General features: G+C 65.5%; 16 protein-coding genes. 9 read left to right on the forward strand and 7 right to left on the reverse strand.

What is annotated here, in order from left to right; genetic code table 11:
- The first annotated feature begins 34 nt into the window (after window positions 1-34).
- The gene (katG, locus tag ACQP2D_RS21890; protein ID WP_433677772.1) at window positions 35-2,269 is read left to right on the forward strand and encodes a catalase/peroxidase HPI; all 2,235 of its coding nucleotides are present in this window, start codon (window positions 35-37) and stop codon (window positions 2,267-2,269) included.
- Between the two features lie 53 nt (window positions 2,270-2,322).
- Here katG and ACQP2D_RS21895 read toward each other — a convergent pair whose 3' ends face one another.
- Complete coding sequence (locus ACQP2D_RS21895; RefSeq protein ID WP_433677773.1) at window positions 2,323-2,877, reverse strand: cysteine hydrolase family protein; 555 nt, start codon at window positions 2,875-2,877, stop codon at window positions 2,323-2,325.
- Between the two features lie 161 nt (window positions 2,878-3,038).
- Here ACQP2D_RS21895 and ACQP2D_RS21900 point away from each other — a divergent pair, with 161 nt between their 5' ends.
- The 5 genes from ACQP2D_RS21900 (at window position 3,039) to ACQP2D_RS21920 (ending at window position 9,780) form a co-directional block, all read left to right on the forward strand.
- A complete protein-coding gene (locus tag ACQP2D_RS21900) occupies window positions 3,039-5,297 on the forward strand; it encodes a serine/threonine-protein kinase (RefSeq protein WP_433677774.1) in 2,259 nt (752 codons plus the stop codon).
- Between the two features lie 82 nt (window positions 5,298-5,379).
- Entirely contained in the window at window positions 5,380-5,739 is a 360-nt protein-coding gene (locus ACQP2D_RS21905; protein ID WP_433677775.1) for a DUF4913 domain-containing protein, read from the forward strand.
- Between the two features lie 44 nt (window positions 5,740-5,783).
- Window positions 5,784-6,500, forward strand: coding sequence for a metal-dependent hydrolase (locus ACQP2D_RS21910; protein WP_433677776.1), 717 nt, complete (start codon window positions 5,784-5,786; stop codon window positions 6,498-6,500).
- A gap of 644 nt (window positions 6,501-7,144) precedes the next feature.
- Entirely contained in the window at window positions 7,145-8,149 is a 1,005-nt protein-coding gene (locus tag ACQP2D_RS21915) for an SMP-30/gluconolactonase/LRE family protein (RefSeq protein WP_433677777.1), read from the forward strand.
- Between the two features lie 380 nt (window positions 8,150-8,529).
- A complete protein-coding gene (locus ACQP2D_RS21920; RefSeq protein ID WP_433677778.1) occupies window positions 8,530-9,780 on the forward strand; it encodes a lipase family alpha/beta hydrolase in 1,251 nt (416 codons plus the stop codon).
- Between the two features lie 382 nt (window positions 9,781-10,162).
- On the opposite strand, the gene ACQP2D_RS21925 is transcribed toward ACQP2D_RS21920, so the two are convergent.
- Window positions 10,163-11,257 (reverse strand): hypothetical protein, encoded by a 1,095-nt coding sequence (locus tag ACQP2D_RS21925; RefSeq protein WP_433677779.1) that lies wholly within the window; start codon window positions 11,255-11,257, stop codon window positions 10,163-10,165.
- Between the two features lie 195 nt (window positions 11,258-11,452).
- On the opposite strand from ACQP2D_RS21925, the gene ACQP2D_RS21930 reads away from it, so the two are divergent.
- Window positions 11,453-12,250, forward strand: coding sequence for a HugZ family protein (locus ACQP2D_RS21930; RefSeq protein WP_433677780.1), 798 nt, complete (start codon window positions 11,453-11,455; stop codon window positions 12,248-12,250).
- A gap of 251 nt (window positions 12,251-12,501) precedes the next feature.
- Here ACQP2D_RS21930 and ACQP2D_RS21935 read toward each other — a convergent pair whose 3' ends face one another.
- Entirely contained in the window at window positions 12,502-13,707 is a 1,206-nt protein-coding gene (locus ACQP2D_RS21935) for a cytochrome P450 family protein (protein WP_433677781.1), read from the reverse strand.
- A 366-nt stretch (window positions 13,708-14,073) separates the two neighbouring features.
- Between ACQP2D_RS21935 and ACQP2D_RS21940 the strand changes: the two genes are divergently transcribed.
- Window positions 14,074-15,123, forward strand: coding sequence for a hypothetical protein (locus tag ACQP2D_RS21940; protein ID WP_433677782.1), 1,050 nt, complete (start codon window positions 14,074-14,076; stop codon window positions 15,121-15,123).
- On the opposite strand, the gene ACQP2D_RS21945 is transcribed toward ACQP2D_RS21940, so the two are convergent.
- From ACQP2D_RS21945 to ACQP2D_RS21955, 3 genes are read right to left on the reverse strand one after another with little or no spacing between them, the layout of a single operon-like run.
- Window positions 15,101-16,081 (reverse strand): AraC family transcriptional regulator, encoded by a 981-nt coding sequence (locus ACQP2D_RS21945; RefSeq protein ID WP_433677783.1) that lies wholly within the window; start codon window positions 16,079-16,081, stop codon window positions 15,101-15,103. The two genes, ACQP2D_RS21940 and ACQP2D_RS21945, sit on opposite strands and share 23 nt — an antisense overlap.
- 18 nt (window positions 16,082-16,099) lie before the next feature.
- Window positions 16,100-16,351, reverse strand: coding sequence for a hypothetical protein (locus ACQP2D_RS21950; protein WP_433677784.1), 252 nt, complete (start codon window positions 16,349-16,351; stop codon window positions 16,100-16,102).
- Between the two features lie 49 nt (window positions 16,352-16,400).
- A complete protein-coding gene (locus ACQP2D_RS21955; protein WP_433677785.1) occupies window positions 16,401-16,931 on the reverse strand; it encodes an ROK family protein in 531 nt (176 codons plus the stop codon).
- 734 nt (window positions 16,932-17,665) lie between these two features.
- Between ACQP2D_RS21955 and ACQP2D_RS21960 the strand changes: the two genes are divergently transcribed.
- Window positions 17,666-18,316, forward strand: a complete 651-nt coding sequence (locus ACQP2D_RS21960; protein ID WP_433685731.1) for a three-helix bundle dimerization domain-containing protein — start codon at window positions 17,666-17,668, stop codon at window positions 18,314-18,316.
- A 58-nt stretch (window positions 18,317-18,374) separates the two neighbouring features.
- Here ACQP2D_RS21960 and ACQP2D_RS21965 read toward each other — a convergent pair whose 3' ends face one another.
- Window positions 18,375-19,070 (reverse strand): DUF4386 family protein, encoded by a 696-nt coding sequence (locus ACQP2D_RS21965; RefSeq protein ID WP_433677786.1) that lies wholly within the window; start codon window positions 19,068-19,070, stop codon window positions 18,375-18,377.
- Window position 19,071: the final 1 nt, after the last annotated feature.

The following is a 19,071-nucleotide window of genomic DNA, read 5'->3' on the forward strand; positions in this document are numbered from 1 at the left end:
GCCCGTTTCACTCACTCCCCCGAAAGGAATTGCCGTGCCTGAGGAACATCCGCCCATCGGAGAAGCTAGTACGGAACCCACCGCCGGTGGTTGCCCCGTGGTATCCGGTCGGCTCAAGTCCCCGGCCGAGGGCGGAAGCAGCAACCGTGAATGGTGGCCGAACCAGGTCAATCTCAAAATCCTGCAGAAGAATCCGGCCGTAGCCAACCCCATGGGCGCGGACTTCGACTACGCCGCGGAATTCAAAACCCTCGATCTGGCTGCCGTGAAGGCCGACATCGTGGAGGTGATGACCACCTCGCAGGACTGGTGGCCCGCCGACTACGGCCACTACGGACCGTTGTTCATCCGGATGGCCTGGCACGCCGCGGGCACCTACCGCATCAACGACGGCCGCGGCGGAGCCGGTGCCGGTATGCAGCGGTTCGCGCCACTGAACAGCTGGCCCGATAACGCCAGCCTGGACAAGGCTCGTCGCCTGCTGTGGCCGGTCAAGCAGAAGTACGGCAAGAAACTGTCCTGGGCCGACCTGATCGTCTACGCGGGCAATGTGGCGCTCGAGGACATGGGCTTCGAAACCTTCGGCTTCGGCGGCGGCCGCGTCGACCAGTGGGAGCCCGAGGAAGACGTCTACTGGGGTCCCGAGCACACCTGGCTCGGCGACGAACGCTACACCGGCACAAGGGATCTCGAGAACCCGCTGGCCGCGGTCCAGATGGGTCTGATCTACGTGAACCCGGAAGGCCCCAACGGCAATCCGGATCCCCAGCTGGCAGCCATCGACATCCGTGAGACGTTCCGCCGCATGGCCATGAACGACGTCGAGACCGCGGCGCTCATCGTCGGCGGCCACACCTTCGGCAAGACCCACGGCGCCGGCGACGCCGACCTCGTCGGCCCCGAGCCCGAGGCCGCCCCGCTCGAAGAGCAGGGCCTCGGCTGGAAGAGCGCCTTCGGCACCGGCGTCGGCAAGGACGCGATCACCAGTGGCCTCGAAGGCACCTGGACGCCCACCCCGACCAAGTGGGACAACAGCTTCCTCGAGACCCTCTACGGGTACGAGTGGGAGAAGACCAAGTCCCCCGCCGGTGCGTGGCAGTACATCCCCAAGGATGGCGCAGGAGCGGGCACCGTGGCCGACGCCCACGACCCGTCCAAGTCGCACACCCCGGTGATGCTGACAACGGACCTCTCGCTGCGCGTCGACCCCGTCTACGAGCAGATCACCCGTCGCTGGCTCGACCACCCCGAAGAGCTCACCGAGGAATTCGCCAAAGCGTGGTACAAGCTGACCCACCGCGATATGGGGCCCAAGGTCCGCTACCTCGGACCGGAGGTTCCGGAAGAGACCCTGCTGTGGCAGGACCCCGTCCCCGCCGCTGACTACGACCTCATCGGGGCGGCCGATATCGCCGCACTGAAGAGCCAGATCCTGGCCTCGGGGCTGACTGTCGCCCAGCTCGTTTCGACCACATGGGCCGCAGCCGCGTCGTTCCGCGGCAGCGATAAGCGCGGCGGCGCCAACGGCGGACGTATCCGCCTGCAGCCGCAGAGCGGGTGGGAGGCCAACAGCCCCGACGAGCTCGCACAGGTGGTGCGCACCCTGGAGGGCATCCAGGAGTCCTTCAACTCCGCGCAGACCGGCAACACCCGGGTCTCGTTCGCCGACCTCGTGGTGCTCGGCGGTGCCGCGGCCGTCGAACAGGCCGCCAAGAACGCCGGATACGACGTCGAGGTGCCGTTCACACCTGGACGTACCGATGCCACCCAGGAGCAGACCGATGTGGAGTCCTTCTCCGCACTCGAGCCGACGGCCGATGGTTTCCGCAACTACCTCGGCAAGGGCACCCGCATCCCCGCCGAATACCTGCTCATCGACCGGGCGAACCTGCTGACCCTCAGCGCTCCGGAGCTGACGGTCCTCATCGGTGGTCTGCGCGTGCTCGGCGCGAACCACAACCAGTCGCCGCTGGGCGTATTCACCTCGACTCCCGGGTCGCTGACCAACGACTTCTTCGCGAACCTGCTCGACATGAGCACGAAGTGGGAGCCGACCTCGTCCGACGACGAGACCTACGAGGGCAAGGATCGCGCCACCGGTGCGGTCAAGTGGACCGGCAGCCGCGTCGACCTGGTCTTCGGGTCGAATTCGCAGCTGCGCGCGCTCGCGGAGGTCTACGCGACCGACGACGCGAAGGAGAAGTTCGTCAAGGACTTCATCGCCGCATGGGTCAAGGTATCCAACCTGGACCGGTTCGACCTGGTCTGATCCGGATGTGCCGCGCCCCGCGAACTGCCACAGTTCGCGGGGCGCGGTGCGTTTCAGTCCAGAAAGGTGACTTCCTTGGTCTCCGCGACCGCGGCGGTGCGCCCGGGCGCGGTCTGGTAGCGCCAGTACAGGTTCGTGTGCGCGATGACCTGCTCCGGTGCCGGCGCACCCCATTGGCTCTTGTCGAAGGTCGTATGTCCATCGCTGACCAGCGTCACGTCATATCCCCGTGCGAAGGCGCCATGGATCGTGGACCGGATGCACGCATCCGTCTCCGCGCCGGTCACCACCAGATGTCCGACACCGGCCTCGGCCAGTACCTGCGCCAGCTCGGTATCCTCGAACGAGTCGCCGAACTTCTTGTGCACCAACGGCTCCGACTCCGCACGCACCAGCTCCGGAACGTACTCCCACACCGCACTGCCCGGCACCAACTGCGCACTCGAGTGCTGAATCCAGACGACCGGAACACCCTGTTCGCGTGCCCGCTCCACGAGTTCGCCGATATTCGCGACGACCGCATCCCGCTGATACGCCTCGCCCACGACACCGTTCTGCACATCGATCACCAGCAACGCGGTGTTCGGTCGATCCGTCAATGTGCTCATGAAGATCTCCTCCTGCTGGTCGAGCGGTGTTTACCGCCGCGATTACTCAACTACGAATCGACCGGCGGGGCCAGTCCAGCGGACTAGGATCAGTGGCGGGCGTCGAGAACCGCATATTGTCGGTTCTTCCGGGGACACCCAGCTGATCGAGTGAGCCGACGATGGATACGCAGCTCGGCGCGGTACCACCGGAAAGCGGCGGGGACCGCGCGAAGGCGACACAGACGGTGCTGGCACAAGCGGTGGCCGAGTTCGCGGGCGCGTGGGAGTCCGCGCCAGAACCGCCTGAACTGGCTGCTCACCTACCGGCCGAGGATGCGTTGCGCCGGTCGGCGTTGATCGAGTTGATCAAGGTGGATCTGCACCACCGCTCGATACGCAGGCAGGCGGGTAAACGCCTCGACCAGTACCGAGCCGAATTCCCCGAACTCGACATTGCCCCGCTGCCGCCGGATCTGATCTACGAGGAGATCACCGCGCGCCGCCTACTCGACCAAGATCTCGATCTCACCGAGTACGAGCAGCGATATACCCAGCAGATGACGCAGATCGCCGACCGGCTCGATGCCGATCACTTCCGAACCACGCTGCTCGCCGATCCGGCAGCGCAGGCCACCCTCGACACCATCACTCCCGGTGCGACCGTCGACGATTTCGACATGTTGATCCTGCTCGGCCAGGGCGCGTTCGGGCGGGTCTTCCTCGCACGACAACGCTCGATGCAGCGGCTGGTGGCGGTCAAGATCTCCCACGACCGCGGCAGCGAGGGACAAACGCTGGCCCAGCTCGATCACGAACACATCGTGCGCGTGTTCGATCAACGCCAGATCGCCGACCAGCACCTGAAATTGATGTACATGCAGTACGTGCCCGGCGGCACCCTGCTCGGTGTGCTGCGACTGCTGCGCCGCACCGGAGTCGAAGGCAAGACCGGCCGACTACTGCTCGACGCCGTCGACCAGGCCGCGGCCAGCAGTGGGGTGCTCGAACCGCAACCATCCGAGACCCGGGCCCAGCTCGCGCGGCACAGCTGGCCGGAAACCGTTGCGTGGCTCGGCAGTCGGCTCGCAGCGGCATTGGACTACGCCAACCACGCCGGGGTGCTGCATCGCGATATCAAACCCGCCAATGTTCTGCTCACCGTCGACGGACAACCCAAACTCGCCGACTTCAATATCAGCTTCAGCCGCCACATCCCCGGCGCGAGCCCGGCCGCCTACTTCGGCGGTTCCCTGGCCTACATGTCCCCCGAACAACTCGAGGCCTGCCATCCCAGCATGGCCACCACCGCCGCGGACCTCGACACCCGCAGCGACCTCTACGCGCTCGCCGTCGTGCTGTGGGAACTGCTCACCGGCCGACTCCCCTTCGACGACGGCCGCAGCGCGGGCGAATCGGATACCTCACTCGAGCGCATGATCGAGCTACGCCGCCGACCGATCGCCGCTCGGTTCGCCGCCGATATCCCACCGGACTGCCCAGCGGTTCTCCAGCATGCCCTGCTCACCTGCCTCTCCCCCGATCCGGCCGACCGATTCGCCACCGGCGCCGAACTCGCCAACCAGCTCGACCTCACCCTCGACCGCGCTGCCCGCGACCTCGTCGATCCGCCATCACACAGCATCCGCGCGAAACTACAGATGCGACCGATGCCGGTGGTAACGCTGTCCAGCGTGCTCGGGCAGTTCCTCGGCGTGCTCTACCTTTGGGCACACTGTGCCCGGCTCCTCAACGAGGAACTCACCCCCGGGGACAGCGCCCGGCTCTTCCGCCTCGCGGTCCTGATCGGCGTGATCGGCTACCCCATCGGCATTGTCGTGCTGTTGTATTGGTGCCGACTGGTGTTCCTCGTGCCCTACGGGCTGCGGCGCGGCAAACACTTCGACGAGCAGACCCTCGCACACGCTCGCGCCGCCACCCTCGCCTGTGGCGACCGCATCACGCTGGTCTCGTTCGCCGGTTGGGCATTGTCGCTGGCGATCTTCTTACCCCAATTGCAGGCCGGCGCGGATCTCACCACGAGATTCACGATCAACCTCATCGCATCCCTGATCGTCGCGGCCGCGGTCGCGGTCGTGTACTCCTACTTCCCGATCACGTTCTTTGTGCTGCGCTGGTACTACCCTGGTTTGCTCGGCACCGGGCAAACCTTCCCCGACGACGCGGTCCGGTTGCGACGGCTGGCTCGACGCAGCCGGATATATCTCGGTGTCGCCGCATCGGTACCACTGATCGGTGTCGCGACCGGACTGATCTTCCTCAATGCGGCGCAGCAGCAAACCGTGATCGCTCCGACCGTCATCCTCTGTACCGTCTGCCTTTTCGCTTTCGTCGGTGCACTGCGCATCTTCTACACACTCGAATCGGATCTGCACGCCCTCGATCGGATCGTCGATCCGCGATCCCGGCGACCCGAATAATGCAAAGGTTTCACCAAGGACCTCAGTAGGTTTCGTGACTACTCTCGAAGCTGTTCGGAACGCCACGGGCTGCGGGGGCGCCATGAAGGAACAGCGGACACAGGTCTATGAATCGGTGGTCGAGTTCGTCGAGAACTACCTATCCCTGGTCTACCGACGCAAGGTGGCCGATAACGGCATGGCCTGGTGCCCCGAATGGTGGCGGCACTCCGAGGCCGTAGCGCGCCTGGAAGCGCTATGGCAATCCTGGGAACGCTATCGGCTCAATGATGAATTGGGTTTATCGCTGTGGTTCCTCGACCATGCCGACAGCCATATGAACGTGTTGTTCCATCCCAACGGACCGTTCGCCGGATGCTCCATGCACAACGGGCACACCGACCGCGTCTGGCCGCTGTCGGTGAAATCACCTCCCCCCGACGCCTTTTCCCCCCTCGGTTAGTCGCGTTTGTTTGAAACGGCTTGTGGTCAACTAACGTTCATGCAGTGCTAGGACATTCACATGCGACCAGTGGCGCTTTCGCCTGGTCGGTGGCAGCGGCGGCGTTGCCCATCTCGGCGTTGGTATATCCGGTATTGCCCAGTGGGGATGCGCATCTCGGCGCCGTCGAGATATTACTGGGCACCTTCCTGACGGCCGGAGCCGCACTGCTACCCGACGCCGACCACCCCAACGGCACCATAGCGCATGTTCTCGGTCCGATCTCCTATCACCTGTGCCGCTTGATCTCCTGGATCTCCGGCGGACACCGGCACGCCACACATTCGCTCGCCTTCGTCATCGCCATCGCCCTCGGAACCTGGGCGGGCGAACATTGGATCGGTCGCTATTTCACCCTCGGCCTGGTCTTTTTCCTGCTCGCCCTCGCGGTACGGGCGCTACACCTGTGCCCCTCCGGCGAGGGCATCGAAGCATGGGGAACGGTCATCATCCTCGCCGCGGCCGGAACCTTCGCAATGGACCACTGGATCACCGACAAACCATCCTGGCTACCGTTCTCCGTCGGCCTCGGCGCACTCGCCCACCTTGTCGGTGATTGCCTCACCGACAAGGGCTGCCGACTCTTCTGGCCCTTCTCCCTGCGCACCAGCCTCCCGATCATCGAGCGAACGGGCAACAAGGTCGAAACCTGGATCCTGTCACCAGTCTTCACCCTCGCAACCCTCGCCGTACTGTGGCACGTCTTCACTGTTAACCCCTAGCGGTGCGATCGTTGGAGACCGATCAGCTAGGTCTCCAACGACCTCCGCTCACGATGCCCCCACCCGGGCGTCCTTGCTGCTTTTGGCCGTTTTGATCAGTCTGCTGCGCGTAATGGTAGAGTAATTCATAGATTAATTCGCATATCTAGATAGACCAATGATTACAACGGCGGGTCAGATGATTACTTCCGACGCACAGATCACCGTCTGCATCTAACTACGGTTCGAGCACACCTGGTTGTTGCCGCCAACGAAACGTTCAGCGCTCGAAGCACTCCCGTACCCCACTTCGGTATCACCGCTACTCCAAGCCCCTCCCCCACGCTTCGCGCCAGGCCCATGCAATCAAAGCGGCTTCACCTCCGCTCACCGCCACTCCCGCACTGCAACAACACCCCCAGCCCCCAGCGCATCGGCCGAGAATGCGCTGGTACACATACACTCTCGACGTTTGCCTACAGATCGCCCGTCCAAGAGGCTTGTAGCCCCTTCCCTCCTCTCCTCCATGCAGGGTCCGGCGAAGCCGGACTCAGATGTGCGTTGGTGGTCTGACACATGCCTAAATGCGCATATCTACGTATTGACATGCCTACGTGGATGGCGGTTCGATGCGGTCGGTTGCCGATGCCGGGATAGGGTGAGCCATGGTCGCTGGATCGACAATGCAGCCGCAGCGCTGGACACCGCCCACTGCCCCACCCCGCGCTCGCGAAACACGCAGCGCCATACCACTTCCCCCGGTCACTCGACTGGAACTCCCCGGCGCCGGGCCCGAGGATGTGGTGCGCACCACGGAGGGTCGGGTTATCGCGGGGGTCGATGATGGTTCTGTCTATAGCATCGACCCTGCGGACGGTGCGGTAACCCTGCTGGCGAATACCGGCGGCCGACCGCTCGGCATGCATGCCGACGCCGATGGGGCGATTCTGATCTGCGACTTCGATCGTGGACTACTGCGCTTGGACACCGCGGGCACACTCGATGTGCTGGTGGACGAGGTCGACGGTGAACCACTCCCCTTCGCCAGCAATGTGGTTCGCGCCGACGATGGCACGATCTACTTCTCGTCGTCCTCGCGACGCTTTCCCCTGCACCAGTGGCGGGGCGATCTGCTGGAGCATTCCGGCACCGGCCGCCTGTTCCGCCTCGATCCGTCCGGCAAGCTCGAAACCCTTATCGACGGACTGCAATTCGCCAACGGCGTGGTCCTCTCACCCGACGGTTCCTGCGTACTCGTCGCCGAAACCGCGGCCTACCGCGTGACCCGCTACTGGCTCAGCGGCCCCAAGGCGGGTACCCACGACCTGCTGATCGAGAACCTGCCGGGCTTCCCGGACAATATGGCACTGGGCAGCGACGGCTTGGTGTGGATCACGCTGCCCTCGCCGCGAAACCCATTGCTGGACCGCCTGCTTCCCCTCCCCGGCATCCTGCGCCGCATCGTCTGGGCGCTACCGGAATGGCTGCAGCCAAAGCCGCCGCGAACAGTCTGGGTGCTGGCGGTCGACTTCGACGGAAATATCGTGCACGACCTACAGACCGAGGGCACCGACTACGCCCTGGTCACCGGCGTCGTCGAATACAACGGGACTCTCTACCTCGGCAGTCTCACCGAATCCGCGGTCGCGGTGAGCCACGTACCGGCATAGCGGCGGAGAGTGTTGTCCGTCATGCGCTTTCGGACCGGCCGACGCGATCGAACTCGGTCGGCCGTTGCCGAAACTCGACGACCGTAGGTCGGATGCGATCCGCCTCGACACGACGATGCGGCCCGGCAAGGGGTTCACCGCACAACTGGCGCCGCTGTTGTGCGGCCTACCGGCGCCAACTCGACGGCACCACCTGGCTGCCGTTCCTGCGGGCCTTCGCCGTTGCGCGCAACGATCCGACATGACAGGACGAAGCGGCGACGCCCACGCGGAAGGGTGACGCGGCACGCGGCATCGCTGGAAGAAGTGCGCACCGTCGTACGACAGCGGCACCGATTTGTCGGCAGACAGATTTCAGTGAACAGTTGTACACTGAGGGTATGACTGAGGGCGGGCGACAGCGGCAGGCGGAGATCCAGGCGCTTGCGGGGTTGGCGGGCGATGAGATCGGTGGGGCGGTCGATGGGATCGCGGCGGTGCATCGCGCCATTTCCGATCGGGTCTTCGCGGCGGTGCGGTTGGGGGTCGGGCCCGCGGCGCTGCCGGTCAAGGTGGTGCACGATGCGATCACCGACGGGGTGTATCGGCTCGTCGGTGGCACCGCGGTCGCGGCGGGGGCGCTCGCGGAGCGGGTCGTGGATGTGCCCGGCGCGCCGGTGCCGTCGCGCACGGTGTACGGATCCGGATTCCTTGCGGCTCTACAGGGTTTGATCGGTGACAGTCTCGAGGACGAGCGGCCGATTCTGGCCGGGCCGATGACGTTTCGGATCAATGGCGAGCCGGTCGCACCCGGGTGGGTGGGCGATGTAGTGCCGAATCCGCGCCCGCGGATCGTGGTCTTTCTGCACGGCTTGGTGGAGACCGAACATGCGTGGCGGCTCGGCGGGCGGCCCAGCTATGCCGAGCGGCTCGAAGGCGATCTCGACTGCACGGCGCTGCTGGTCCGGTACAACAGTGGGCTGCATATCTCCGAGAACGCGCGCCTGTTGAATGGGATGCTGGAGCGTCTGGTCGACAACTGGCCGGTGCGGGTCGAGCAGATCGCGCTCGTCGGCCATTCCATGGGCGGGCTGATCGCGCGGGGCGCCTGCTATGACGCCGACCGAGCCGATCTGTCGTGGGTGCGCCGGGTTCGGCATATCGTCTGTCTCGGATCACCGCATCTGGGCGCACCGTTGGAACAGCTCGTCCACTACGCGTCCGCCGCTTTGGTGCGGGTGCCGGAGACCCGGCCGCTCGGGCGGCTGCTGCGCCGTCGCAGTGCGGGCATCCGCGATCTGCGCCAGGGTTCGCTCGTCGACGAGGACTGGCAAGGCCTGGACACGGACGCATTGCGACGAAGAGTGATTCGCGAGGTGCCGCCACTGGACTGCGCCGACCACTATTTCGTTACCGCCACGGTTACCCGCAGCCCCCGTCACCCGCTCGGCCGTATTGTCGGCGATGGCCTCGTCCTGCCCGCCAGCGGTTCCGGCCGAAACCGGGCCCGCCGCATCGGTTTCGACGACGGCAATGGCCTGCACATCTCCGGAGCCCACCACTTCACGTTGCTCAACCACGACGCGGTATACGAGGCGCTGGTTCATTGGCTCGCCGATGGTGTGCGCCAAGAGTCGATGCGCTGCGGTTGAACCGCACCGCGCGGCGTCACCTAGCTCGCCACCGCGTCATTCCGCTCAGCAGCACAGACCTGCGCTCAGCCAGCCCTCACACCGCACGGTGTCGGGCCGATCACGTCGAGGTAGAAATATCGCCGATGGTCCGAACATCGACAGGCCTCCAAAAGTGCGGCGAGTCCAGCGCGGCAGATACCGTCGGCTATCACCGCCGGGAATCGCGTCGCTGGAACTCCACCGCACCACGGACCGACAAGCGCGGGGTGTCGGTCCAATAGCCACCACGAATAGACCGCAACGCCCACTCCCCGGTGTGCCACGAACGAGGATGGGCGCTGCGAGCTATCGGTCCGAGCCGGAACCGTTGCGGCACAGCAGCGTTCGGCGACCGCCCCGGTCAGAACAGCTGATCGGAGTGGGTGTCGGCTTCACCTCGCACATCCGCGGCGAATTGGGCTTCGACCTGCGCGTCCGCACCCGCGGCGTGGGCCGCGTACAGCAGCAGACAGCCCCGGATGCCGTCGAGGAGGTCTTCGAGGAGATCGAGTGCCGGGCGGGTGGGGTCGAGGTGGCTGATGCGGAATTCGTCGAGGAGGGCGGCGCGGGTGGCGCTGTCGAGGTCGAATTTGCGGGCCTGCTCTTCGATTTCGGCGACGCGGGCCACCACGGCCCACGGTGCCGGCACATGTCCCTCGGAGACGGCCATGGCCTCAGCGATGAGGTCGACGACGATCTCGGTCGGGGTCTCCCCTGCGGTGAGGCGTTCCAGCACCAGGGTCGGGGTCTCGACTTGCAGTGCCTCGATGTCGTCGGCCTCGACGACCACGTCGGCGGTCGCCACACCCGCGAGTTCGCCCGCTACTTCGGCCGCGGCGTAGAGCCAATGCGCGGCCGCGACGGAGGCGGAGGCGGGATCGAGTTCGGTGAACAGTTCGATGGTGCCGAGCGGATCGGCGCGCAACAGTTCGTCGGCGGCCTGCACCTGGGCGGGTGAGACGTCCGGGCGCGACAGTTCGACTGCTTGGCGGGCGCGGCCGGACAGGTCGCCGAGTTCGGCGGATTCGATGGCGGCCTGTTCGGTGCGGACCTCGGCCGCGATGGTGTCGCGCAATGCGGAATCGTCGATGGCGTGCAGGGTGCGGCCCACGCGATGCGCGGATTCGACCACACCGCTGTAGGAGACGATCAGACCGTGCTCGGTCGGCAGGTTCGGGGTGCGGATCCCGGCCTCGACCTCCTTGAAGTTGCGGCGCTCCTCCGCGCGCCGCCAGGCCTCGCTATTGGGAACGTCGGGATCCCCTGCGGCGCTTGCCGGATGGGTGTAGGTGCGCCATTGGAAGCGGGACAGGGTGGTCAGATTCGACGCCAAACTTGTTGCCTGGTCAGGGTTTATCGGTGGCAGCTCGGCCACCGTTGTCGCGAGATCGCCGCGTCCGGTCGCCCAGATGGCGACGAGGGCGTTGCGGTCGGCGTCGAATGCGTATCGGGTCACGCACGCCAGTTTTCCCGATCGGCCGCCGTTGCGCGCGCGATCGATCGCTTCGATATCCGGTCGTCGGCGTTTCGGGTGTCCGATGTCTGCGCTCCCACGTCCGTGTGTGACGCGGCTGCGCTGCCCTCATCAGGCCCGTTGCCGGGGTCGGGACACCAGGGTGGACAGCCATGGGTACCTGGGAAGATGGACGGCATGACTCTCGATCACGGTGATCCGGGCGACGCGCCTTCGATTCCGCAGCCGACCGCGCCGGTGGTGAATCCCACCCGGCCCTCCGCGGCCGAGGAGGCCAGAACCGTTGCGGCGATGACGAATATCGCCACCTTGGCGAGTGTGAGCGAGGACGGCGGGCCGTGGGCGTCGTTCGTCACCTACGGATTGCTGGCGGGGCAGCCGGTGCTGTGTGTCTCGCGGATGGCCGAGCACGGGCGCAATCTGACGGCCGACCCGCGGGCCAGCCTGTCGGTGGTGTCGCCGGAGATGCCCGCCGATCCGTTGGCTGGAACGCGGATCACGCTGGCCGGTGTGGTGGAGCGTCCGGTCGGTGCCGAGGCGGATGCCGCGCGCGAGGCGCATCTGGCGGCGGTGCCCGCGGCGAAGTACTACGTGGATTACAGCGATTTCTCGCTGTGGGTGTTGCGGGTGCGGCGGATTCGGTGGGTCGGCGGGTACGGGCGGATGGATTCGGCGAGTGCCGAGGAGTATCTCGCGGCCGCCCCGGATCCGGTCATTCCGTTGGCGGGGCGGGCGATCACGCATCTCAATGATGATCACGCGGATGCGCTGTTATCGATGGCACAGGTGCTGGGCGGGTATCCGGACGCGACCGAGGCGAGCTGCGAACGAGCCGATCGGTATGGACTCGACCTGCGGGTGGTGACACCTCGGGGCGTGGCACGGACCCGGGTGGGTTATGTGACGCCGATCGATTCCGCGGGCGAGTTACGGTCGGCGACAGTCGAATTGGCGCGGCTTGCCCGCGAAGGGTGATAGGGCTCGCATTACACCTGGTAGAGCTCGAGCGGTAGGTTGTCGGGGTCGATAAGAAGGCCATGTCGGCTCTTGGAATCATGTCGGCGCCTGCGGCAGCGGTCCGCATCGGGGCCGTCAGCTGTCCCGGCCCCGGACGGATACTCTGGAAATGGCCGGGATGGATCCTCGTCCATCCCGGTGCCGACATCATCGGCTGACGCAGCCGCCGGTCGGATGCGCTGACGCCGACTCAGAGCTGATTTCGCCCGTCACGCAATGGGTTTCAAATGCACCGGCAGGCACAGCGGTCCGGACGTCATGAACTGGGGCGGGTACGGGAGCTGTTCGGGATCGGTGGCCAGGCTCAGATGGGGGAATCGGCCGAAGAGTGTGGACAATGCGATGCGGATCTCCAGCCGGGCCAGGGGCGCGCCGAGACAGACATGCGGCCCCCAGCCGAAGGCCAGCTGATCGCGGTGATCGTGGTCGATATCGAAGGTATCGGCATCGGGATAGTGCTCCGGATCCCGGCCGACCCCGCCGTACCACGTGATGAGCGCGCCCGCGGGAATATCGACTCCGGCGATCGTGACATCCTGCAGGGGATAGCGGAGATTGACGGTGAACACCGACGAGCGGTAGCGCAGGACCTCCTCCACGACATCGCTCCATCGGTCCTCGGCGTGGGCTTTGGCGAGTTGTGCGGGGTGGGTGCACAGGGTGACGATCGCGTTGCCGAGCAGGTGCACGGTTGTCTCGTGCCCAGCCGCGATCGCCAACCACAGCATGCTCACCATCTCGTCGGTTGTCAGACCGCTGCCGTCGGGCTCGAGCAGCGCCGTGGTGAGATCGTCGCCGGGTGTGCGCCGTTTGCGCTCGATCAACTCCGCGAGGTACGCGGTCATCGCCTGCATCGCTGTCTGCATCTGCTCGGCGGTGCTGGTATGCGATACCAGCGTGGTGGTCCAGTCCCGGATCAGTTCTTGTTCGTTCTCGGGTACTCCGAACAGCTCGCAGATCACTCGCACGGGCAGCGGGGTATTGAACGCGGAGACGAGATCGATCGGGCTGTTGTCGAGGGGGAAGGCGTCGATCAGTTCGGCGGTGATTCGCTGGATTCGAGGTTCGAGCGCAGCCACTCTGGCGGGGGTGAATGCCTTGCTGATCGTCTTGCGCAGCCGTCGGTGATCCTCGCCGTCCTTGTTGAGCATGTGGTCCATATCGGTGAGGGTGCGCATCGGCCAATCGGCCGCGATGGTGCCATCGTGCAATGCCGGGCAGTTCTTGGCATTCTTGCTGAACAGTGTTCCGTCACCGGCGAGCAGCTCGCTGGCGGCGCGATGACTGACCGCCGCCCAGACCGCAACACCTCCGGGAAATTCGATGGGAACGATCGGACCGCGCTGGCGGATGCGTTCATAGGTCTGTAAGACCGTCTCGCCGGGGGTGGGCAGCTGGATGGCAGGTTCGGTCATGTCAGCTCCAGTGGTGTGATCGACAGGTGGCACGACTGATCGTGTGAGTGCGTGCCGGGTCAGTGTCGATGGCGGCCGGATGGGTGGCCGGGCGAATCGGTATCTTGTGCCTAATAAACGAATTCCGAGGCGCAAGAACATAACTCGGCAGGTCAGTGGCGACGACCGGCAGCCAGGTCTTCTCGATAGTGGGGAACCGTGTCGCACCGGCGGATCCCATCATCTGTATCGCTGCCCGGCTTCGTTTATGTGCGGTCGAATTCTGTTGCGAGGCAGAAACTGCGGATTCACGTGACGAGGACCGTCGCCGTGCCCTGCTCCGTCGCTAGAGTTCGCCGCACCGCTGTGATGAAAGGACGGCCAACGGTGACGAATCTTTCTGTTCCGGTTACCTATCTGGTGGGCAGTGCCAACGCTCCGACACGTCGGACCGCGATGCGGAAATTCGAATCGCTGTGGCATTACCTTCCCTCATTTCCGGAGGGAGATACGGCTTTTCCCAGCTGGATCATGCCGCGCCTGCGTGCCAGCTTCGCGCTGCCCGGCATGACGAAAGTCGACAACGGAAATATCGAGCTCGGTTACGAAGGCATGCCGACCTACGAGTACACCGGCGAAGCGGAACTCGAGATCCCTCCCGTGCTGCTGGGCTATTTCGACCAGGCCGAGGCGGCCAAACCGATTCTGGACCGCCTGATCCACGAGCACGGCGAACAGAAGCCCTATCAAGCCAACATCATCGACCCCTACGACCATGCTTTCTTCGCTCTGGGAGCGGCCGGTGTCACCGAACACTACGACTCGTTCCGGAAGCCGGCGCTAGAGGAGATCGCGGCTATCCATCGGTTGTTCGACGGCGATGTGGTGTTCCAGCTGGAGAGCCCCGGGCGCATGGTGACGATGGAAAGCATCGAGTCGGAGGAGGAGCGCGCGGCAAAAGCTGTCGCACTGGCCACGGATCTGGCCGAGTTCGTGCGCCGTATGCCCGCAGGCGCCCGTGTCACCATCCATCTGTGCCGCGGCGATTGGGAACACACCAGCTGGATGAAGAAGATCAACGGATACGAGCCGGTCGTCCTGCTGGCCGATGCGATCGTGGCGGAATGGCCGGAGGGCAGAACTCTGCAGGGAATTCATATTCCGCTCGCGGGCGCCGATGTGCTGCCACTCGTCGATGACCCGGCCGTATATCGGGAACTGGAACGGTTGACCACTGATGTGCCGATCTACGCCGGTATCGTGCACGAGAACGCCGATGCGGAACGAATCATTACGGCACTGACGCAGGCCCGGCAGTACTACAGCCGCCCATTCGGTGGCCTGAGCACATCCTGCGGTATGGCTCGAATGACCGAAGCCGAGATGGATCGGGCATTGCGGTTGCTCGCGGAACTCATGGAGCGAGTGACCGGGTAGCGCTTTCTGTTGCGGTGGTAGTTGGGCCGAGAGCCGTTGTCGGCCGGCCCGACTCGGCCAATCTACGTTTGCGAAATTCTCGCGGTGTCTCGCCGTATCGTGCCTTGAAGGCGGCGGAGAACCAGGTGAGGGTGAAGCCGCTGCGCGCGGCGACCTCTCCGATTGTTGCTGTCGTCTCGGGGTTTTCGAGCATTGTCCGAGCCGCCCGCAGTGCTTCGTCCTGGCGTACTTCCCGATACGTGGTGCCCGCCTGATGCAGTGCGGTGCGCAGCTGCCTCGGCGACCAGCCCAATGCCCGCGCCGCCTCGGGCAGCCGGAGGTCCGCTGCTCCGATGTGCTCGCGCACGTACTGTCGGACGGTCTCGGCGAGCTCTGTCAAATGAGTCTGTTGCGGGCGGGTATCACCCGCGGTCATCATGCAGAGCAGCTCGGCGATCCGGTCGCAGACCGCGTTGAACTCCCGGCTCGTCAGCGCGGAGCGTTCGGCATGCAGATCGCGGATCATGCCCGCGGCGATCCTGCCGAGACCCGAGCCGAGGTCGAGCACCGGCTGTCGTAGGCCGGGTCGGGCGAACTCGGTGCGCGGCACCTGGAAGCCGTAGGCCACTGAGGCGGGGATATGTAACCGGCACTGTCGATCCAGTGCCAGCACCGCCGCCTGCCCCGGTGTGATGCGGGTGATTCCGTGCTCGTCGGCGGCGGCGAACTGTCCCCGCTGCGGGACGACCACCCAGTAGAAGTCCTCGGCCGAAACCCGACGGATGTTCGACGGGGTACGGAAGGCCAGCCGGTCGCCGGGCTGATCCCAGCGCAGCAGCCGGTACGTACTCGTCTGCTGCACGGTCATGGCCACCTGCCAGCGGTCGGGTTCGCGGTAGCGATGATCCATCGGGACGAAACTGTTTGCGGTTTCGGTCCATTCGTCGACATCCGCGATGTCGAGCTCGTAGTACTCCATTGCGACACCTCGAATGGTTCAGCCGGTGACAATGATGATGTCGGCTCCGCTGAACAGCAAGTCGGACGGGCGTGTTCGAGACAGCTGCCGCGCCGGTATCGGACGTGCGGGGCCTGAGTTGTGCCGATAGGTGGCTTCGGGCCAGTCGTGCAGCTGCTGATATCGCTCATCGCGTTCGGCGAACGACAGCTGGTTGGGAGTCTGCTCGTCGAAGGGGAATCTCATTGTCAGCTCATCGGTTTCGTTGAGGTTGCTGGCCCTGTGCTGCACGCCTGGAAGGTAGCGGTGCGTCGATGCGATCGTAGGATCGGGAAGTTGTTCACCGCGGCCGATGGCGACCACAGATCGCCCGGCCGGCCGGGCGGTAATCGGCTCGGTCGTGGAGGTGCCCGGTGACGTGTTCGGCACCGCAGCCGGGCGGTGTGTTGCGGGCCACCCGTTCCGCTGCGAGCAGGGCGAGAATGCCGGCGCCGGCCAGCATTGCTTCGGAGTGGTGCGCTCCGCCGAGGTATCGTTCGGTCAGGCTCACGCACAGGCCGTCGGTGGCCACCTCGACGGCCGCGGCCGGGAATAGCCTCCGCACTGCTTTGACGATGTCGAATCCACTGCGCCACTGGGGAATTGCTGCTGGGGCGATCATTCCGGCCGACTTGTCGATCGGCCCTGGGCAGGCAATGCCGACCGCGGTGATCTCGTCGTCTCCGGCCACATCGAGCAGCAGATCCCGGCAGCCGTCCCACACCGCATCCGCCGGTATCGGGATTCGCTGAATAGCCCGTGCGCCGACGCCGCCGTCCACCCGGCTCGCGGCGAATTCCGCAGGGCCGATATCCAATGCCAGAACAGTCATGAAGCAGCCACCACCACAACGCCTTTCACTCTGGTTGTGCAATGCGGGTAATAGGCGGGCCGGCTCCCTGATGGGACCTGCGGGGTCGGTCGGTGCGCCTACCGCAACAGTGTCGGGTACCGGTGCTCGCCGCTTCGGCCGCGTACACATTCCGTGCCGACGAACGCAGATTCACTGCCCCTCAGCGTAAAACGGGTGTGTTTTCGTGCCGGATCGACCGAGCGGCGACCGCCGCCACCTACAGCGGGCGCATCAACCAGTCGACGCGCGAGCCGATCCGCACCGGGGCGGGTGCGTGCCATCGTTCGGACACGTCGAGATGGATTGAAGAAGTGCGACACCACTGCCTTCTGGGTCGGCCTGGTCGCCGCTGACGGGCAGACATCGGCGACAGTCGGGCAGCGCCGCCCGGTTCGATCCCGTTCAGGTCGGTCAGTTCCCGCAGTAGCCGCATATCGCTGGTCGTTCCGGACATCTGGTCCGCACCGGAATCCACGGCGCTGACCCTCGAAGCCGAGAATCGGAAGGAGGACTTCATCGCCCCTGCGAAAGGCTTCTGCACTAACGGTTTTCGCGACACGCATCGTACCGAGGGGGTTCTTCGGCGGTATGCCGCGTTGTCGCGTGCGGGTTCTATCCGTTCATCCCCGGTTTGGTTGCCCCGAAGGGGCACCGGTGTCACCCTAATTGATGTGGTTACGCCCGAGCGGACGAACCAGGCCGGGTACGCAGAGATCACCCCCGCCTACCGACTCCTCGACATCGTGCACGCCACGGCGCTGGCCCGCGCCGAGCGGCGGCTGCAGCGTGAGTTCACGATCTTGTTCGATGCCAACACGATTCACCGCTACCTCCACGACTCCTACGCCCAGATCGGGGCGCGCGCGGCCGTGCAGCTGTATCTGCCATTGCTGGCCGAGCGCTTCGCGCGGCAGCAGTTGCACGCTCGGGCCAAGGTGGAGGGCCGCATCGAACACACGAAACCGGTGGTGCTGTTCCTGTGCGCGTTCAACGCCGGGCGTTCGCAGATGGCTCTGGGTTTCTTCGAGCATTACGCACAGGATCGGGCACTGGCCTGGTCCGGCGGGGCCGAGCCGAGCGGCGCGCTGAACGCGGCAGCCGTCGCGGCCATGGCCGAAGTGGGTATCGATATCTCCCACGAATTCCCCAAGACCTGGACCGACGAGATCATCCTGGCCGCCGACATCATCATCACCATGGGATGCGAGGACTCGTGCCCGCTGATACCCGGCGTCCGGCACGAAGACTGGGTCGTGGACGATCCGGCCGGGCTGCCGGTGGCCGAGGTGCGGCCGATCCGCGACGATATCGACCAACGCGTGATCGAGCTGCTGGCCAGCCTCGACCTCGCGGTGACCTCCTGACCGGGGGCCGCTGAGTCCGCGATGGGATCTGCCGTGGTCGCGGCTCGCGGCGCACGATTCACGCACGGGATATGGGCGGCGAACGGTGGATCACGAAACCGGCCAGCGCCAGCATCCACACGCTCCACAGCACATAGCCGAGGAAGTTCAGCTGCTGCGCGGCCGGGACCCGCCACGGCGCGGCGACACCGGTCAGGATCAGGATGGCCGCGGCCACCCCCAGAGTGGTGAACCAGCGCGGGAAGCCGTTGCGCGACAACGCCGTTGCCACCAGCACGGTCCAGGCGGCGGTCAGCGCGTAGCCGCAGGTCTCCCCCAGCGCCGAGCCGAGCACTCGATTCCACAGCTCGAATTCGGCTGTCGCAGCGGAACTCTCGCCCGTACCGACAGCGCGGTCGGCCAGCGACGGCACCAGTAGCGGCCAGCGCAGCAGACCGATCGCCTGCACCACACCCGCCGCCGCACCGGCCCGCACGGCCCACCGCATGTGCGGCGAATCATGGAGTCGCCCGACCAGCACCGCGATCGGGACGAACAGCACCGCGCCGAACACCAGCACCGAGAACCACGACACCACCGCGGCCTCGTGTGCCCGGAACAACGACAGCACCTCCGCGCTCGGGCGCGACAGCACACGTGGATAGTCGAACACCGCGCCCAGGCCGATGAAACCGGCGTTCATGCAGACCACGGCCGTCACGATCGGCAACGCGACCCGCGCCGAAACCTCGTCGGCGACCTTCGAAGTGGACATC

The organism is Nocardia sp. CA-119907 (assembly GCF_050955995.1).
GTDB lineage: Bacteria > Actinomycetota > Actinomycetes > Mycobacteriales > Mycobacteriaceae > Nocardia.